A 17106-nucleotide genomic window follows, 5' to 3' on the forward strand; every position below is an offset into this window, starting at 1 on the left:
TGGGCACTGCTGTTGCGCCGGATCTCACGCGAAACGGTGCTATTGCTGCACCCCACAAGCTGGGCGATCGCACGAAGGCTGCAGCGGTGCTGCAAACCAGCCTCAATCTGGTATCGTTGTCGTTGGGTCAGTTGTCGGTATCCCATCTGCTCTTCACTTTGGTCGGTAAAGGCGGTGAGGGTACCGGCGGCGGCCCTCCTTCCTCTACCCGGCTAAACCAAAGTGCTGCAGTTATTATCTGAATTCAGGCCGACAATTGCCCGACTCGATCCCTAGCCCGGCTCAGGTGGCGTCTTTTGGTGAGAGTGCCGTTCGTGCACAGCTTGTTAAAGTTCGCGACAATTCGACCTACACGATTCGTAATGAGGCGCGAAAGTCAGACACGTGGAATTCCGTTCCCGAATCGATTCGGAAGGAAATTAAGGAGATATCGAGGACAACTGGCAAGCCGACAAATTTTGAGACTGCAATTGAGTTCTATTCCCAGATGGCTTACATGACATTCAAGACGTGGGGATACCATGTTCCCATGGTCTTTTTTCTCGATAGGAACTGGGTTCCTCGATACCAAGCAACCACTGCCTTTGCAGATCAAACCGATAAGTATTTCTTCTGGAGAATGATTGGAGATCAGGCTGAAATCCAACAACCACAATGCGTTATACATATTGCGGAAGCCTGGACTCGAAGTATTAAAGGACATCCAGATACTGCAATTGAAGATATGCCGATAACGGGCGAATTCCTCGGCTTAACGGCTTTCGATCGAGATGGGAATGAAGCTCAACGATCCTGGCGCATCATCAGGACGGAAGGCGAGGAATACCCAGATCTAGATTTTCCTGAAGACTCGGATGAAACCAAAGGCAAAAGATACTTTTTCGTGCCCGTTAAGAGAGCACTCGGGATCAAACCAAAGCTATAAATATCAAATTTAAGAGCGCTAATAACCCAGTCAACCGAACGCTCGGACCCCGCTCCAGTTAGTGAAACGTTGGGCGCTGGGCAGAAAACCTTTGGCGTAACAGTGACGGAAAGCGATACACGGTGTACGAACTGGCTGTGGCGGATTTTGTAATGAAGGCATCGCTGGTCGCGTTCTTGGCCGGATTCTTCTTGTACTCCCTCGGCGAATCGGGTCGCGACCGCACCCACCAACCAGATGCCCGGTTCCGAACCAGCTGGAAGCACAACAATGTCCCTAATGGTTGGGAGGAATATCGGTGGCTGCGCGACCTCGGATTCGCGCCTATGCGGTTGCCGTTGTTGGTTTTCCTGCTCTGGGTCGTGTGGAGCATTATCTACTGATACATCGCTACAATGCAGTAGCATCCACGGGGAGCAGTCATTAATCTCGGGGGTTGGCACCAAGTGAGGGGTTAGCAGATCCCTTTTTCACTCTCAGACTTCCCAAATATCTAGCCAAAGAGCGCCATGTTTCTCAAGCATTTTATGTCTACATTGTGTCTACATGGGTAAACGCTCAGATAGCGCGCCAAAAAGATGATTTTGTAAGTAGTTGATCATAAATGGTGCGGGTGGCCGGACTTGAACCGGCACGGCCATAAGGCCCCAAGATTTTAAGTCTCTGGGCCCTTTCTCTCGAAATACCAGACTTTCGCGAGTCATCAAGTAAAACTTGATAACTGAAATGCTGAACGATTAGAGATTATCTAATCGTTCAGCACCAGTTCCTCCCTGCAACCGTACTACGGCGCCAACAAACGCCTCAGTCAGCAACCTTAAGCACGATCTTCCCGGTCGCACGCCGCTCACTGAGGCCGTTCAGAGCCTTCACGTAATCCTCGAAGGGGTGCACTTCGCTCACGCGGGGCCGGATTTTGCCCTGACCGTACAGCTTCAGCAGCTCCATAATGTTCTGCATATTGGTTTCCGGCTCCTTCATGGTGAAGTTGCCCCAGAACACGCCCACGACCGAGCAGCCCTTGAGCAGCGGCAGGTTGGCCGGAATCTGCGGGATGTCGCCGGCAGCGAAGCCTACGATCAGGTGGCGGCCATTCCAGTTCATGCAGCGCAGAGCCTGTTCGGTGAAATCACCGCCGACAGGGTCATAGACCACGTCCACGCCCTGCCGCGCCCGGCTTTTCACTGCGTCCTTGAGGTTCTCCTCGGTGTAGTTGATCAGCTCATCCGCACCGGCTTCCTTCGCCACATCCAGCTTAGCCTGGCTCGAAGCCGCCGCGATCACATGCGCCCCCATGGCTTTGCCGAGCTCCACCGTGGCCAGGCCCACACCACCACTGGCGCCCAATACCAGAAGCTTCTCACCCTCCTGGATGTTCGCGCGCTGCTTCAGGGCGTGGTAGGAAGTGCCATAGACCATGGAAAAGGAGGCAGCCTCTTCATCGCTCATGGCATCAGGGATGGGAATGAGCTGACCTTCCGGCGCCACGATTTCCTCGGCGAAAGCCCCGTAGCCGGTCAGGCCCATAACCCGGTCTCCGGGCTTGAAGCGGCTCACCTTCTCGCCCACTTCCAGAACCTCGCCGGCCATCTCACCGCCCGGCGCAAACGGCATCTGGGGCTTGAGCTGATACTTGCCCTCAATGATCAGTGTGTCCGGGAAGTTAAGGCCAGCCGCCTTCACCCGGACCTTGACCCCACTGCCCTTGACCTCCGGCGAATCCAGTTCGCCGATCTGGAGTTTGTCGGCGGGGCCGTATTCGTGGCACAGAATGGCTCTCATTGTGCGATCTCCATATATCGGTTCAGTTGTTTGATCCTGGAAGCCACGTGACGCTCCCACCCATGCAACCAGCTGGCAATCAACCTAATCCCCTCGATGACATCGATCAAATAAATCTCGGTCATCCACAAACATCAACAACCCTTATGGAGTAAGACACCGTTGCCCAAGATTCGCCCGGATCACCTACAGTGCCTGAAAACCGGGCCTACTTCAGACCGAGCTGGAAGACGGTGCGATACCCGTCGCCCTGTTCCCTGATCACAACACGGTTGTCGTCACTGGGCTCATACCCCCGGTTGGCTGCTTCCCGATACAGTTCACGCCAGAGTTCAGAGGCGTCCTGTTGCTGCTCGCTGAACACTGCCGTCAGACACCGGAAACGCTCTTTGCGTTCGGTCTCATAATTCGGAAGGCGAGCACCGTGACCGCGAACCGGATAGGCAAACGCTACAGGCAGTTCGCCATCCTCATAACGCCTGAAATCGGGAAGCAACAGCGTGAGTGGGCCGGTTATCGTCAAACGGGCCCGCTTTACCGCTGCCAGCGCAACCTCCTCAGCCAGCGGCTGGATCCGGTCTCTGATCGCGGGACCAGCCATCTGATACTCCCGATAGAAGTAAGTCGTCGCTGGCGCGGTCTCAACGCTGATACGCTCCTCGGCTTCAGGCGGGTCGGCATCTGCCCCTGACGCGGCTTCGCTTTCAGGTGCCGGGGAAGCGCAGCCGGCCCCAATAGAGATCATTAAATTCAGTGACATAAGCAATACAGCCTTCTTGAGCGCAACCATGGGATCTCCTTAATGGTCAGGGGTGCTTCGGGGTAGATAGCCGGAAAAGAACTGCGTGACCAACGTCTGCGCGTGGTCTTTCAGGGAATAGTGTTCGGGGCGCGCAAGCCACGTCTGGGCATGTCCCATCAGGAATGCGCTGATGCTGGCTGCCAACAGTTTCAGGTCAGTCTCTCCATCAATTTCACCGGCCTGACGCAACTCATTGAGATACAGCTGTAACGCTTGCAGGTCCTGAGTCGCCTTCAGGTTGAGCTCTTCAATCAGGGCTCCGGCCTCACCGACCTGCTCCACCTTGAAAAAGACGATGGTGAACAGCTTTCGGGTCCGATCATCCGTTTCCAGGTGAGCCAGCCATGCCTCCATGTACCCCTTGAGGTGTTCCAGGCTTGGTGGTTGGTCCAGCAGGTAATCGGCGATCAGATGCTGGGTGGGAGCCAGCCAGTCTTCGAGCATCGCCCTGAAAAGATCGTTCTTATTGCGAAAGTGCCAATAAGCAGCTCCCCGCGTTACTCCGGCATGGTTCGCAATATGCTCCAGGCTGGTGCCGCTCAACCCTCTCTGCGCGATGAGCTCCAGAGCTGAGGCCATGATCGACTGACGCGTTTTTTCCGCTTCAGCTTTCGTTTTCCGAGCCAACCCAGCCTCCTTGAAACGCTGTCATCGGCTGCCAGTGTGCGGCAGGGCATGTGCAATCAATTAATGATTTACATACATGCTAGCATGTATGTAAAAAGATGCCACTCAACTCACCCCCTGCCCCGCACGTCCGTGCAATCATTTGTCCGAGTCGGCTATGCTTGGGTCACCCTGATCGACGGAGATTGCCAATGCCACTGCCAAGGGCGCGATTCCAGTATGGCGAGACTTACACGGCCCCCATCAGCAAGGTCGTGTGCGTTGGCCGCAACTACGCCGAGCATGCAGCGGAGCTGGATAACCCGGTCCCCACACAGCCACTGCTGTTCATCAAACCGCCGTCAGCGGTTACGGTTCTGGAAAACCACATCACAATGCCTGCCACGGCAGAGCCCGTGCACTACGAGACTGAACTGGCCCTGCTGATCGGCTCGCCACTGACCCACGCCAGTGACAGCGAGGCGGATGAAGCCATTATCGGTCTCGGCCTGGCCCTGGATCTGACCCTGCGCGAGACACAGAGCCAGCTCAAAAAGAACGGCCACCCGTGGGAAATCGCCAAGGCCTTTGACGGCGCCTGTCCACTCTCAGAGTTTGTGCCCAGGGAGCAGTTCCCAGCCACCTGGCGCTTGCATTTCAGCCTGCATATCAACGGTGAGGCCCGCCAACATGGCAATATGGCCGATATGCTCAAACCCATTCCCGCACTGGTGTCGTATATGAGTAAGCACTTTACGCTGGAACCCGGGGATGTTGTGCTGACGGGAACACCGGCTGGCGTGGGGCAACTCGCCCCTGGCGACAGGCTGTCCCTCACCCTGGAAGACCGGCTGAGCATTGAGACCACTGTATCCTGAGCGGAGTTACGCCACTTCATGAGCCGTAAACCGGTAACAACCCGTACCGGGCGTTTCTTCAGGCTGGCCGGCATGACCGGCTCAGTCGCCTCCAGCTACGCCGCGCGCAAGGCCCGCGGGCTTTTCAGCGAGGAGAGCGAGGAAAGCCGCCACGAGTACTACAGCCGCATGGCCGAGGAGATCGTCGATACGCTGGGCGAGCTCAAGGGTGCCGTGATGAAGGTCGGCCAGATCGCCTCCCAGACCCAGGACTTCCTGCCCCGGGAACTCACGGATGCCCTCCAGCGCCTGCAGAAGGAAGCGCCGGCGATGGAGTTCGCCGTCATCCGACAGCAGATCGAGAGCGAGCTCGGGGACAGCCTCGAAAACCTGTTCGCCAGCGTGGACGAAACCCCCTACGCCGCCGCCTCCATCGGCCAGGTCCATGCCGGCCAGCTTCTTGATGGTCGCCAGGTGGTCATCAAGATCCAGTATCCCGGCGTTGACCGCTCCTGCGACTCCGACCTGCGCCAGCTGCGTACCGCCCTGCGTCTGGGCGGGTTGCTGAAAATGCCCAAGGAAAGCGTCGACGACCTGTTCAACGAGGTCCGCGACCGGCTGCACGAAGAACTCGACTACGAGAACGAAGCCCGAAACATCCACCAGTTTGCCCAACAGCACGGGGGCGACGACGGCATCCTGATTCCGGAAGCCATCCCCGAACGCAGCTCACGCCGCGTACTCACGATGGAAAAGGTCGAAGGCGATCACATCAGCGAGGTCACCCGCGAACGCTACGACCAGGACACCATCAACGCTATCGGCCACCGCATCTTCCGCACCATGGCCGACGGCCTGTTCCGCCACCGCTGCATCCACGGCGATCCCCATGCGGGCAACTTCGCCTACCGGCCGGACGGCACCGTCGTCCTCTACGATTTCGGCTGCGTCAAAACCCTGCGGCCCTCCACCGTAGCGGCCTACCGCAACTGCATCATCGACGCGCTGAACGAGGACTATGCGGCCCTGGACCAGCACCTGATCCACCTCGGCGCCCGCGTGGAAGACCACCCATCAGTGGACCCTGAATACTACGCCATGTGGCGGAACATCCTTTACCAGCCCTTCGCGCCGGAAAACCAGCCCTACGACTTCGGCCAGTCCAACCTTCACCAGCAAGTGGCCGCTCATACCCATACGGTTTTCAAACACCTGAACGCCTTCAAGCCGCCGGTCGAAAGCATCCTCATCGACCGCATGATCGCCGGCCACTATTGGATGATGAAGCGCCTGGGCGTGAAGACCGACTTCCGGCCGTTGCTGGAGGAATATCTGGCGGGAGATGAAGGACAGGGCTCAGCGCACTGAACAAAGCGGCCACCCCTTGGATGCGGATGGCCGCGTTTTCTGACTCTAGAGCCTGACCAGCATTTTGCCCTGGTTGGCGCCTTCGAACAGTTTCAGGAACGCCTCCGGAGTTTTCTCCAGCCCGTCTTCGACGGTTTCTCTGTAATCGATCTCGCCCCGCGCCACCAAAGGACCTACTTCGTTAAGGAACGACGGGTACTGGTCCCAGTGGTCGAAGACAATGAAGCCCTGCATGCGGGCACGCCGGATCAGAATCATCGCAAGGTTACCGGGGCCGGCTGACGCGCTCTGATCGTTATAGCGCGAGATCATGCCGCAGACCGCGATGCGTGCGCCCACGCGCAGGTTGTTCAATGCCGCCTCCAGGCAGTCGCCACCGACGTTCTCGAAGTAAACGTCAAAACCATCCGGGCAAGCCGCTTTGAGATCCTTGCTCAGCTGCGTGGCGTCCTTGTTCCGGTAGCTGACGGCCTTCACGCCCAGCGACTCCAGCCAGTCCAGTTTTTCCTGGCTGCCGGCAATACCCACCACCGTGCCGCCTTTGGCCTTGGCCAGCTGCACGGCCAGCGAACCCACCGCGCCGCTGGCGGCGCTGACGAGTACATTGTCGCCCTCCTGCATTTCGGCGATGGTGTTCAGTCCTGTCCAGGCAGTCATGCCCGGCATGCCGAGGACGCCGAGATAGGCCTGTTCAGGGACTTCAAAATCGGGCAGCGGCTCAATCTGATCAGCAGGGAGCTGAGCGACATCACGCCAGCCGCCCGCATGGCGCACCCGGTCACCTTCGCTAAAACGCGAATCTCTGGAGGCGATGACTTCACCCACAGCCGCACCGTCCATGGGCTTGCCCAGCTCAAAGGGCTCAATGTAGGTCGTCACACCGTCCATGCGGCCACGCATGTACGGATCCACTGATAGCCAGGTATTGCTAACCCGCACTTCGCCATCGCTCAGTTCGGGGAGTTCAGCGGTCTTGAGGTCGAACAGGCTCTGATCCGGGAGGCCCTGCGGATGACTGTTCAGGCTGAAAAACTGGCTCTGCATAAGTAACTCCTTGGGATGATGTAGGGCTCAAACGCGTCGTCGATCGCGTTCAAACTCCGATAACGCTGCAAAGATTGGTTCGGGATCGACCGTTCAATCAGAAACAACAGTAGATTCAGTCGCTGAGTCCTTGCTGCGGCGCTGGATCAGCAAGCTACCCAGTGCCGTCAGCCCCAGCGTGGCCACGGCCACCGTGAAAATCAGGCCGGCTGTGCGTAAGCCGAGTGTGTCGGCAGCAATACCGATGCCGATCACAGGCACCGAAAGGGCCAGGTAGAGGACCACGAAAAACGTTGAAAGAACCTCACCACGGCGATGGGAGGGGCTGGCTGCTGCAACCGCGCCCAGGCCGGCGCGAAGCGTAACGCCCTGACCCAGGCCCGCTATCACGGCGCCGGCCAGCAACGCCGTCAGTGAAGCAAGACCAATAGCCGCCCCAATCAGGGCAACGCCGACGACCAGTAAGAGGCACCCCACCGGCAGCCGCCACGTTTCCGGAAGGCGTTGCTGGCCACCCTGTCCGGCGGTGGAGGCGATGAAGACCACGAAAACGACGGCACCGGCGGTCGCCCTATTGGTGATCTCCAGGATATTGCCCATAACCGCGGGGGCCACAGCGGTAAACAAGCCCAGAACCGCAAAGCCGGCGAAGCCGGCAATCGCAGCCGGCAGGAACACGCCCCGGACTTCGGCAGGCACCCGTGGCACCTGCACGCGCAACCGCTGCCCGGCCGGTTGCGTCACCGTCTCCGGGGCGCACCAGACGACCGCACCCCCCAGTGCCAAGAGCACAAGATCAAGGATAAAGCACAGGTGCAGGGGCGCGGGAAGGTATTGCGACAGTCCCCCCGCAACCAATGGACCGAGACCGAGTCCCCCCATGTTCGCAGCTGTGGCAACGAAGGTGGCTTTACTCAACCAGGCCCGTGGCGCGAGCTCCACAACGGTCACCGTTGCCGTCCCCGTGAAGATGCCTGCTGATAGACCGGAAAGCAGACGCCCAAGCAGTAACGGGCCGACGCTACCGCCGACCAGAAACAGAACAGCGCTGGCCGCGGACAACGCCAGGCCCACTCCAAGGAGCGGCCTGCGGCCCAGTTGATCAGACCAGGTGCCGACCGACAAAAGCGCGACGATCACGCCAACCGCGTAGGTCGCAAAAATGACCGTAATCATGAGTTGTGAAAAACCCAGCTTCTGTTGGTACAACGGATACAGTGGGGTTGGCAGCGTCGTGCCCATCATGATGACGGCGAAGACCAGTGCGATCGCCAGAAACGTCGTTTTCGAACTGCCCAGGATCATAAAAAGCTCTCAGACGCGGGTCTGTCCCAACGCACCCGGTCGGCAAACACGGTAGCAAGGCCAGTGTCGCCGGAAACCCGCCGCGCCACAGGATCGAATGATTCAGTCGCGTGATCGGTGATCGTGCACGCCGCGCATACTAGACCGGTCGTCTATACTCATCAATAGGGGTAATTGGGTAGTTTTAATGCAGGAGATCAATCGGGTTTGGAGATCAGAGGAGAGGTTGGCCGCTGCAAGCAGTCCCCGACCAGTCGCACGCGACGAACCAGGGACCACTCTCAGCGCCCTAAAGCCAGACGGACTCAGTCCGAATCGATCAGCTTGCCAGGGTTCATGATGCCGTTGGGGTCGAACACTTTCTTGATGCCTTTCATCACGGCAATCTCTTCAGCGCTCTTGGTGAAGCCAAGGTACTTCTTCTTCACCATCCCAACACCATGCTCAGCCGAAACACTGCCCTCATACCGCTGAACAATCTCAAACACCAGATCATTCACCGTCTCACAGCGCTTGAAAAACTCCTGCTTCTCCATATCCGCCGGCTTGAGGATGTTCAGGTGCAGGTTACCGTCACCAATGTGGCCGTACCAGATGATCTCGAAATCCGGGTACTCCTTGCTCACCACCGAATGGATCTCGTTCAGGAACTCCGGCACCCGCGAAATCCGAACCGATAGATCATTCTTGTAGGGCGTATGCGGCGCAATGGACTCAGAGATCCGCTCGCGCAGCTGCCACAGCTTCTCCGCCTGACCCTCGCTCTGGCTGATCACGCCATCAACCACCCATTCCTGCTCCACACAGTGCTCGAACAGCGCCATGGCCTCCTCCATCACACCCTCGGAGGTCGCCTCGAACTCCAACAGCGCGTAGTAGGGGCACTCGGTCTCGAACGGCCGCGGCACCTCGGCGTGCGCCTGGACGTGCGCGATCGCCTCGTTGGAGAAGAACTCGTAAGCGGTCAGGTCCAGCTTGGAGCGGAAACTCTGGAGCACATCCATGGTGTTGCTCAGGTCATTCAGCCCCAGAACCATCACCGTCAGGTTGGAGGGCTGGCGCGCCAGCTTCATGGTCGCCTCGGTAATGAAGCCCAGGGTGCCCTCGCCGCCGATGAACAGCTGGCGCAGGTCATAGCCAGTGTTGTTCTTCTCCAGCCCGTTGTTGAGCTCCAGGATCTCGCCGGCACCGGTGACCACCTTCAGGCCCAGCACCCAGTCACGGGTCATGCCGTAGCGGATCACCTTGATGCCACCGGCGTTGGTGGCAATGTTGCCCCCCAGCTCACTGGAGCCGGCAGAGGCGAAATCCACCGGATAGTACAGGCCCTGCTCGTCCGCATACTGCTGCAGCTGCTCGGTCACCACACCCGCCTCGCACTGCACCAGGCGGTCATTGGCGTTGAAATCCAGGATCCGGTTCATGCGATCCATGGCCACCACCATTTCACCGTTGGCGGCGACAGCGCCCGCGCTCAGGCCGGTGCGCCCACCTGAAGGCACCAGCGCCATATGCTGCTCATTGGCGTAGCGGACGATGGCCTGAACCTCCTCCGTCGACTTTGGCAGCACTACAGCCAGTGGCGCCGGATCGTAGATGCGGGTCCAGTCGCAGCCATAGGCGGCCAGATCATCAGGGGCGGTCAGGACCTTACCACCGTCGGTAAGAAGTCCTTCGAGTGTCTGCGGATCGAACGCCGTTGCCGTTGTACTCATAGCGTCAGGATTCCTCCAGGAGCTGTTCAAAATCCGACCAAAAGTCGGGAAAAGATCGTAAGCTATGCTACCATAGCTTCTCCAACAATGCGGCGGAGACCGCAACTTTCTGATTTCATTTCATTTTTCGGAAACTCAGACTCAGACGGGAATTTTCTGTCATGGCTAAGACATCACTCGACAAGAGTAAGATCCGCTTTCTGCTGCTTGAAGGCGTCCATCAATCAGCCGTGGAGACGCTCAACGCGGCCGGCTACACCAACATTGAACACATCAGTCACTCCCTGCCGGAGGAGGAGCTGCTGGAGAAGATCAAGGATGCCCATTTCGTCGGCATCCGGTCACGCACCCAGCTCACCGAGAAGGTCTTCCAGCACGCCAACAAGCTTGTCGCCGTGGGTTGCTTCTGCATCGGCACCAACCAGGTCGACCTGGAAGCGGCCAAGAAGCGTGGCATCGCCGTATTCAACGCGCCGCACTCCAACACGCGCAGCGTGGCGGAGCTGGTGATCGCACAGACCATCCTGCTGCTGCGCGGCACACCGGAGAAAAACGCCGCCGCTCACCGCGGTGTCTGGACCAAGTCCGCCAGCAACAGCTACGAAACCCGGGGCAAGAATCTGGGCATCATCGGTTACGGCAACATCGGCTCACAGCTGAGCGTGCTGGCCGAATCCCTGGGCATGCATGTCTACTTCTACGACGTCATCGCCAAGCTGTCACTGGGCAACGCGACCCAGGTGAGCTCCATGAAGGAGCTGCTGGCGATGTCCGACGTGGTTACCCTGCACGTCCCGGAGACCGAATCCACACGCGACATGTTCGGCGCCGACGAGCTGGCCCAGATGAAGCAGGGCAGCATCCTGATCAATGCCTCGCGCGGTACCGTGCTGGACATTGATGCCCTCGCCGACGCCCTGCGCTCCGGCAAGCTGCTTGGCGCGGCCGTGGATGTCTTCCCGACCGAGCCGAAGTCCAACAACGAGGAGTTCGTCTCCCCGCTGCGTGAGTTCGACAACGTCATCCTGACCCCCCACGTGGGCGGCTCCACCGTGGAAGCGCAGGAGAACATCGGCTCCGAAGTGGCCGAGAAGCTGGCCACCTACAGCGACAACGGTACCTCCGTGGGCTCGGTGAACTTCCCGGAAGTGGCCCTGCCGGAGCACCCGAACCAGCACCGGCTGCTGCACATCCACGAGAACATCCCCGGCGTCATGTCCGAGATCAACCAGATCTTCTCCGAAAATGACGTGAATGTGTGTGGACAGTACCTGCGCACCAATGATCAGATTGGTTATGTCGTGGTGGACGTCGACAAGGCGTACAGCGATGTGGCCCTGAAGAAACTCCGTGAAGTGAAGGGCACCATCAAGGCACGGGTACTGTTCTGACACACTCGAGGAGGTGTGACATGTCACTGAAGGATACGCTGATCCAGAAACTGGAAACGCAGGTTGAGAGCTGGGAAAGCCGGCTCGAGACTCTTCGGGCGCAGTTCAATGAGTATAAGGCCAAGGCGGAGAACCACCAGGCCACGGAAGAACTCAAGGAAAAGACCGCCAAGCGGATTGCCGATCTCAAGGAGGATATCGATACGGCCCGCACCCGGCTTGAGGAACTTCGCGCCAGTGGCGAGTCACGCCTCAGTGAGCTCAAGAGCAAGGTTGAGGACTTCCTGAACCGTCGCTCCTGAGCCTACCCCCGGGACACCCGCCCAGCCGGGTGTCCGTCTTTTTCTCTCCTCCTTCATTAATTCCGAAAACGAATATCAAAATGAACAATAAGGCTTTCTGGTAATATGGGCCAGTGGTAGCCTCTCCCGGTATTTCACAGATGACCCGAGAGGCGTAATGGGCTGGAACGGCTGGATAAGCCTTATGACCGTGGCCGGTGTGCTCATCACCCTGATGACCACACGCCTTGGGACCGACCTGGTCATGCTCACCGCCCTGATCTTCCTGACCATCTCCGGCATCCTGACCCACCAGGAGGCACTGGCCGGCTTCAGCAACAGCGGCCTGATCACCGTTGCCTTCATGTACGTGATCGCGGCCGGCATCCATAACACCGGTGGTCTGGACTGGATCATCAAGCACCTGCTCGGGCACCCGCAGACGGTACGGTACGCCCAGGCCAGGGTCATCGCCCCGGTCGCCGGGCTCAGTGGCTTCCTGAACAATACCCCGGTGGTCGCCACCTTCATCCCGGCCATTGCACGCTGGGCCCGCCACCACGGCATTCCCGTGGCGCCGCTGCTCATGACCCTGAGCTACGCCGCCATCCTGGGCGGCACACTGACCCTGATCGGCACCAGCACCAACCTCATCGTCAATGGCCTCTATATGGATCTGGCGGATACCGAAGGGTTCCACCTCTTCGATATCACCCGGATCAGTGTGCCGGTGGTACTGGTTGGCCTTGCCTTCATCGTACTCTGGTTGCCGTTCGTGCTCCGTGGCCGCCGGAATAATGGCAGGCAGATGTTTGGCGATTTCCGTGAATACACGGTGGAGATGGCCGTGGCCAATGACGGCCCGCTGGTCGGCCAGACCGTGGAAGAAGCCGGGCTGCGCCACCTTCAGGGCCTGTACCTGGTGGAAATCGAACGCGAGGGCGGTGTGGTTACCGCCGTGCCGTCCGAAGAACGGCTGCGCAGCGGCGACCGCCTGGTATTCGCCGGTGACGTCCAGTCGATCATTGAACTGCGCCAGATCCGGGGCCTGGTGCCCTCCACCGAGGAACAGCCCCTGCTTGCCAAGGAAGCACCGGAGCGGCGCATTGTCGAGGCCGTGGTATCTCCCGAGTGCCTGGCTGTGGGCAGCACCATCCGGGAGAGTCGTTTCCGGGAGAAATACGGTGCGGTGGTGCTGGCCATCGCCCGCAATGGCCAGCGCATCGAAGGCAATCTCGGCAATATCCGACTGGAATCGGCAGACACGCTGTTGCTGGAGGCCCGGCCCGTGTTCGTGACCCGGCAGCGCTACTCGCGGGACTTCCTGCTGGTCAACGACACGGAAGAGGAAAGCCCGGACCACCGCAAGTCCTGGCGGGCCTGGACCATTCTGCTGGCGGTGGTACTGCTGGCCGCCACCAATACCCTGTCGATGCTGCATGCCGCCATGGTCGGCGCACTGGCGATGATGGCCACCAAGTGCCTGAACCTGAACCTGGCCCGACGCAGCCTGGATGGCCATGTGTTGCTGACCATCGCGTGCTCATTCGCGCTCGGTAATGCCATGGACAAGACGGGGGCGGCCGCCTGGCTGGCTCACGGTGTGCTCAGCCTGACAGCGGGGGACTACCTGCTGATGCTGGTGGCCACCTATGCACTGGTGAACGTCATGACAGAAATGATCACCAACAACGCGGCGGCCCTGCTGACGCTTCCGATTGTACTGGCGATCACCCAGAGCACCGGCATGCCCGCGGAACCCTTTGTGCTCACGCTGATGATGGCAGCCTCCGCGAGCTTCACCACGCCACTGGGCTACCAGACCAACCTGATGGTCTTCGGCCCTGGCGGGTTCCGGTTCATCGATTTCATGCGCGCCGGCCTGCCCCTGAACATTCTGTGCGGGATCATGACGGTACTGACCGTCAGCACCGTCTATCCCGGCGGGGCGGGCTGAGGCCTCACTCCATGGGCATCAGGTCGATCTCGACACGGCGGTTCTGCTGGCGTCCCTGCTCGGTATCATTGCTGGCGATGGGGAAGCGCGGGCCATAGCCACTGGTATGGACACGCCCCTGAGCCACGCCCTGGTTGAGCAGATACTGGGCCACGGACTGGGCACGCTTCTCACTGAGCTGCTGGTTGTACTCAAAACTACCAGTATTGTCGGTGTGGCCACCCACAGCGATGGCGGTCTGATCAAACTCCTTCACCACCAGTACCACGGAATCCAGCACGTCGTGGAAGGACGTACGGATGTTCGAGCGATCCACGTCAAAGGTGATATTGCCAGGCATGATCAGCTCAATCTTGTTGCCATCACGCTTGACCCGGACGCCGGTACCCTCGAGCCGCTGGCGCAGCTGCGCTTCCTGGCGGTCCATGTACTGGCCGATACCGGCGCCGAGCAGCCCACCCGAGGCGGCGCCGATCATGATGCCCTTCTCCCGGTCCCCCTTGCTTGAGGTCGCGGCACCAGTGGCCGCACCGGCAACAGCACCGATCACACTGCCGATCACGGTCTTCGAGGTCTGCTGTTCACCGGTATAGGCATCCTGGGTGGCACAGCCACTGATCATGGTGGTGCTCAGGGCAACAGCCATCAGCGTTTTTTTCATTCCTCATTCCCCTTTCTGTGGACACCGGGCATGACGGCTTCCGCCAGCACCCGCTCAATCTCAGCGCCAACCGCATCCTGGACCTGGCCCAGGATGGGATCCGCCTCGTTCACCAGATGATGCCTGCCCTCCGGGATCTGGTAAAGCCGCAGTCGCCGGAACTTACGCCGAAGCACCCGCAGGTTGTGCCGCCAGTCCACGGTCATGTCCTGCTCGCCCTGGACAACAGCGAGATCATAGTCCACCGGCAACGCTGCCTCGATACGCGGAATCCACCGCTTCAGGGCAGTCACCCAGTTCATGGCCATGAACCGCGCCTGGAGTGGGTCGTGCTCCTTGAGAAAGCGCACGAACTCACTGTCATTACTATTGGCGGTAAACACCCTCTTCCAGGTCTCCCGGAATGGGTTCATCAGCATGTGCAGCCATTTGCCACTGCTGAAGCCCGCCGGCCGAACCAGTGGCGCCAGCAGCACCACACCGCTGAAGGCAATGGCATCCGGGGCCTCCCGGCAGGAAAGCAGGTAGTCAATCACAACGGCGCCGCCGGTGCTCTGCCCGACCCCGATCCAGGGCTCGGGCACATGGTCACGGGACAGGCCCAGCACTGTCAGGAGAACCCGCTGGTACTCACGGAAACTCCCGATGGCGGTCGGCCGCCCGCTCGACAGACCATGCCCCGGCAGGTCATAGATCAGCACATTCAACCCCAGACCGAGGCAGTAACGGATCATACGGGTATAGAGGCCGGCATGGTCAAAGTAGCCATGGAAAAGAAATACGGTCCCGTGGGCGCCGGGCTGTTCGTAGTAATGCGTGGCGATACGGTATCCCGCTGCCCGTATCCAGCCCAGGTGGTGACGCACCGAAGGGAACTCCGGACCGGGCTCAAGACGGTAGAAGGCCTGGTAGGCGGCGACCGTGGTATCCGGCTCCGGGGTCTGCGAGAAACTGAAAGGTGGAAGCGAGGCAACAACCGCGTCGCGGTCCCAACCGGGACGGGTGGCACTGTCGTGCTGCGGCATCCAGACTGATCCTGAACGAAGAGTGAACAATGTCGCAGTCCCCCGTCAGGTGTCATTCACGGGATTTCCGTTTGACCCAGCGACAGGACCGCATAAGCTTGTCTCAGACAACTGTGAAAAAGCCTGTCAATCATGACATCCAGACTGATCCAATGCACGGAATGGTGGCGTAATGCTCGAAATGCGTAGTACTCCAGCCAACATTACCTCACCTCCGATCCTGCTGTCCGTGGGCCTGGCCGTCATTGTGCCCTGGCTGCACTGGCTCTTCCTGGATGTGCCCACCACCGCGGCCATCAGTCTCAGCGCGCTGGGCGTGGCGGGTGTGGGCGTACTCGGCATCTGGACGCTGAACCAGGGGCGTGAAAGCCAGGCGGAACAGACCCATGCGGCCGTGAACGACCAGTTCAGCGGCTTCCGGGAGCGGCTCAACGACATCCTCGCCACCTATCAGGACAACCTTGACCGCGTGCGTACCGATACCGGCCAGCTCAAGGGGCTTCTGGACGATTCGGTTCCGGACATGATGAACCTGTTTTTCCAGCTGCAGTCCCATCTGGAAACCCAGGATGACGTGATCCGGCGCATGCTCTCCGCAAGCGAATCCGTGACCGGCAACGACGATGAGGGCGATGTCAGCTTCGAGCGCATGGTCCAGGATGTCACCGCCGTTCTGGAGAACTTCGTCAACACCATCGTCGAGACCAGCCGGATATCCGTGGAACTGGTGGATACCATGGGCCAGATCACGGGCGAAGTGCAGAAGATCGACGGCAATCTGGGCGAAATGGACAGCATCGCCGGCCAGACCAACCTGCTGGCCATCAATGCCGCCATCGAGGCCGCCCGGGCCGGCGAGGCGGGCCGCGGCTTCGCGGTGGTGGCCCAGGAAGTCCAGAACCTGTCCAGCCGTTCCCAGCAGTTCAGTGAGGACATCCGACGCAACGTCTCCACGGTACAGGGCCTGGTAACGCACGTTGAGCAGTCCATCAACGAGGTGGCTTCCCAGGACATGAACTTTGCCCTGCAGTCGAAGAAGTCCGTTGAGTCACTGATGGAGGAGATCCGGACGCTGGACGCCTCACGCAACGAAGCGGCCAACGAGCTGGCGGGCATCGCCGAGACGGTCAGTGAGGATGTGAACACCGGCGTCCGCAAGATGCAGTTCCAGGACATGGTCGACCAGATCCTGCAACGCGTGAACGACAGGCTGGCGCTGGTGGACGATTCGGTCATCCGCATCCGGGGGCAGACGGATCTGGAGCCGGAAACCTGGCTGCGCGAGCTGGCAGATGAAGTGGAGCGCGCACGCGATGAGCAGACGCGCATCCGAGACAACACTCTGACCCAGGACTCCATGTCCGAGGGCAGCGTGGACCTGTTCTGA

General features: G+C 59.6%; 17 protein-coding genes. 8 read left to right on the forward strand and 9 right to left on the reverse strand.

From position 1 onward, the window contains the following. Positions 1-146 (reverse strand): helix-turn-helix domain-containing protein (locus CK501_RS13910; protein ID WP_143421444.1); only part of this gene is annotated, 146 nt, incomplete at its 3' end. A gap of 110 nt (positions 147-256) precedes the next feature. On the opposite strand from CK501_RS13910, the gene CK501_RS13915 reads away from it, so the two are divergent. Together CK501_RS13915 and CK501_RS13920 are read left to right on the forward strand one after the other, a co-directional pair. Next, positions 257-925: a hypothetical protein gene (locus CK501_RS13915; protein WP_143421445.1), complete on the forward strand. Its 669-nt coding sequence runs from the start codon at positions 257-259 to the stop codon at positions 923-925. A 152-nt stretch (positions 926-1077) separates the two neighbouring features. Further along, positions 1078-1308, forward strand: a complete 231-nt coding sequence (locus CK501_RS13920) for a hypothetical protein (RefSeq protein ID WP_143421446.1) — start codon at positions 1078-1080, stop codon at positions 1306-1308. Between the two features lie 421 nt (positions 1309-1729). Here the strand turns inward: CK501_RS13920 and CK501_RS13925 are convergent, their stop codons facing one another. The 3 genes from CK501_RS13925 to CK501_RS13935 all read right to left on the reverse strand — a co-directional run bounded on the left by CK501_RS13925 (position 1730) and on the right by CK501_RS13935 (position 4136). Then, the gene (locus tag CK501_RS13925; RefSeq protein ID WP_095618355.1) at positions 1730-2707 is read right to left on the reverse strand and encodes an NADPH:quinone oxidoreductase family protein; all 978 of its coding nucleotides are present in this window, start codon (positions 2705-2707) and stop codon (positions 1730-1732) included. Between the two features lie 208 nt (positions 2708-2915). Further along, the gene (locus CK501_RS13930) at positions 2916-3497 is read right to left on the reverse strand and encodes a hypothetical protein (protein WP_095618356.1); all 582 of its coding nucleotides are present in this window, start codon (positions 3495-3497) and stop codon (positions 2916-2918) included. Positions 3498-3506: 9 nt separating this feature from the next. Further along, entirely contained in the window at positions 3507-4136 is a 630-nt protein-coding gene (locus tag CK501_RS13935; protein WP_095618357.1) for a TetR family transcriptional regulator, read from the reverse strand. Between the two features lie 191 nt (positions 4137-4327). Between CK501_RS13935 and CK501_RS13940 the strand changes: the two genes are divergently transcribed. Beyond that, positions 4328-4993, forward strand: a complete 666-nt coding sequence (locus tag CK501_RS13940) for a fumarylacetoacetate hydrolase family protein (protein WP_095618358.1) — start codon at positions 4328-4330, stop codon at positions 4991-4993. 18 nt (positions 4994-5011) lie between these two features. Beyond that, the gene (locus CK501_RS13945; RefSeq protein WP_095618359.1) at positions 5012-6340 is read left to right on the forward strand and encodes an ABC1 kinase family protein; all 1329 of its coding nucleotides are present in this window, start codon (positions 5012-5014) and stop codon (positions 6338-6340) included. Between the two features lie 45 nt (positions 6341-6385). On the opposite strand, the gene CK501_RS13950 is transcribed toward CK501_RS13945, so the two are convergent. The 3 genes from CK501_RS13950 to CK501_RS13960 all read right to left on the reverse strand — a co-directional run bounded on the left by CK501_RS13950 (position 6386) and on the right by CK501_RS13960 (position 10404). Further along, on the reverse strand, positions 6386-7384 hold the full coding sequence (locus CK501_RS13950) for an NADP-dependent oxidoreductase (protein ID WP_095618360.1): 999 nt from the start codon (positions 7382-7384) through the stop codon (positions 6386-6388). A gap of 93 nt (positions 7385-7477) precedes the next feature. Further along, on the reverse strand, positions 7478-8689 hold the full coding sequence (locus tag CK501_RS13955) for an MFS transporter (RefSeq protein ID WP_095618361.1): 1212 nt from the start codon (positions 8687-8689) through the stop codon (positions 7478-7480). Positions 8690-8994: 305 nt separating this feature from the next. Further along, the gene (locus tag CK501_RS13960; RefSeq protein ID WP_095618362.1) at positions 8995-10404 is read right to left on the reverse strand and encodes an FAD-binding oxidoreductase; all 1410 of its coding nucleotides are present in this window, start codon (positions 10402-10404) and stop codon (positions 8995-8997) included. A 161-nt stretch (positions 10405-10565) separates the two neighbouring features. On the opposite strand from CK501_RS13960, the gene serA reads away from it, so the two are divergent. From serA to CK501_RS13975, 3 genes are all read left to right on the forward strand, one after another. Then, positions 10566-11795: a phosphoglycerate dehydrogenase gene (serA, locus tag CK501_RS13965; protein ID WP_095618363.1), complete on the forward strand. Its 1230-nt coding sequence runs from the start codon at positions 10566-10568 to the stop codon at positions 11793-11795. A gap of 20 nt (positions 11796-11815) precedes the next feature. Further along, on the forward strand, positions 11816-12097 hold the full coding sequence (locus tag CK501_RS13970; RefSeq protein ID WP_095618364.1) for a sll1863 family stress response protein: 282 nt from the start codon (positions 11816-11818) through the stop codon (positions 12095-12097). 157 nt (positions 12098-12254) lie between these two features. Continuing rightward, the gene (locus tag CK501_RS13975; RefSeq protein ID WP_095618365.1) at positions 12255-14033 is read left to right on the forward strand and encodes an SLC13 family permease; all 1779 of its coding nucleotides are present in this window, start codon (positions 12255-12257) and stop codon (positions 14031-14033) included. A gap of 4 nt (positions 14034-14037) precedes the next feature. On the opposite strand, the gene CK501_RS13980 is transcribed toward CK501_RS13975, so the two are convergent. Continuing rightward, positions 14038-14694, reverse strand: a complete 657-nt coding sequence (locus CK501_RS13980; RefSeq protein ID WP_095618366.1) for an OmpA family protein — start codon at positions 14692-14694, stop codon at positions 14038-14040. After that, on the reverse strand, positions 14691-15719 hold the full coding sequence (locus tag CK501_RS13985; protein WP_095618367.1) for an alpha/beta hydrolase: 1029 nt from the start codon (positions 15717-15719) through the stop codon (positions 14691-14693). The genes CK501_RS13980 and CK501_RS13985 overlap by 4 nt, the downstream gene beginning before the upstream one ends. 172 nt (positions 15720-15891) lie before the next feature. On the opposite strand from CK501_RS13985, the gene CK501_RS13990 reads away from it, so the two are divergent. Beyond that, positions 15892-17106, forward strand: a complete 1215-nt coding sequence (locus CK501_RS13990; RefSeq protein WP_095618368.1) for a methyl-accepting chemotaxis protein — start codon at positions 15892-15894, stop codon at positions 17104-17106.

The sequence above is a fragment of the Halovibrio salipaludis genome (assembly GCF_002286965.1).
GTDB lineage: Bacteria > Pseudomonadota > Gammaproteobacteria > Pseudomonadales > Oleiphilaceae > Halospina > Halospina salipaludis.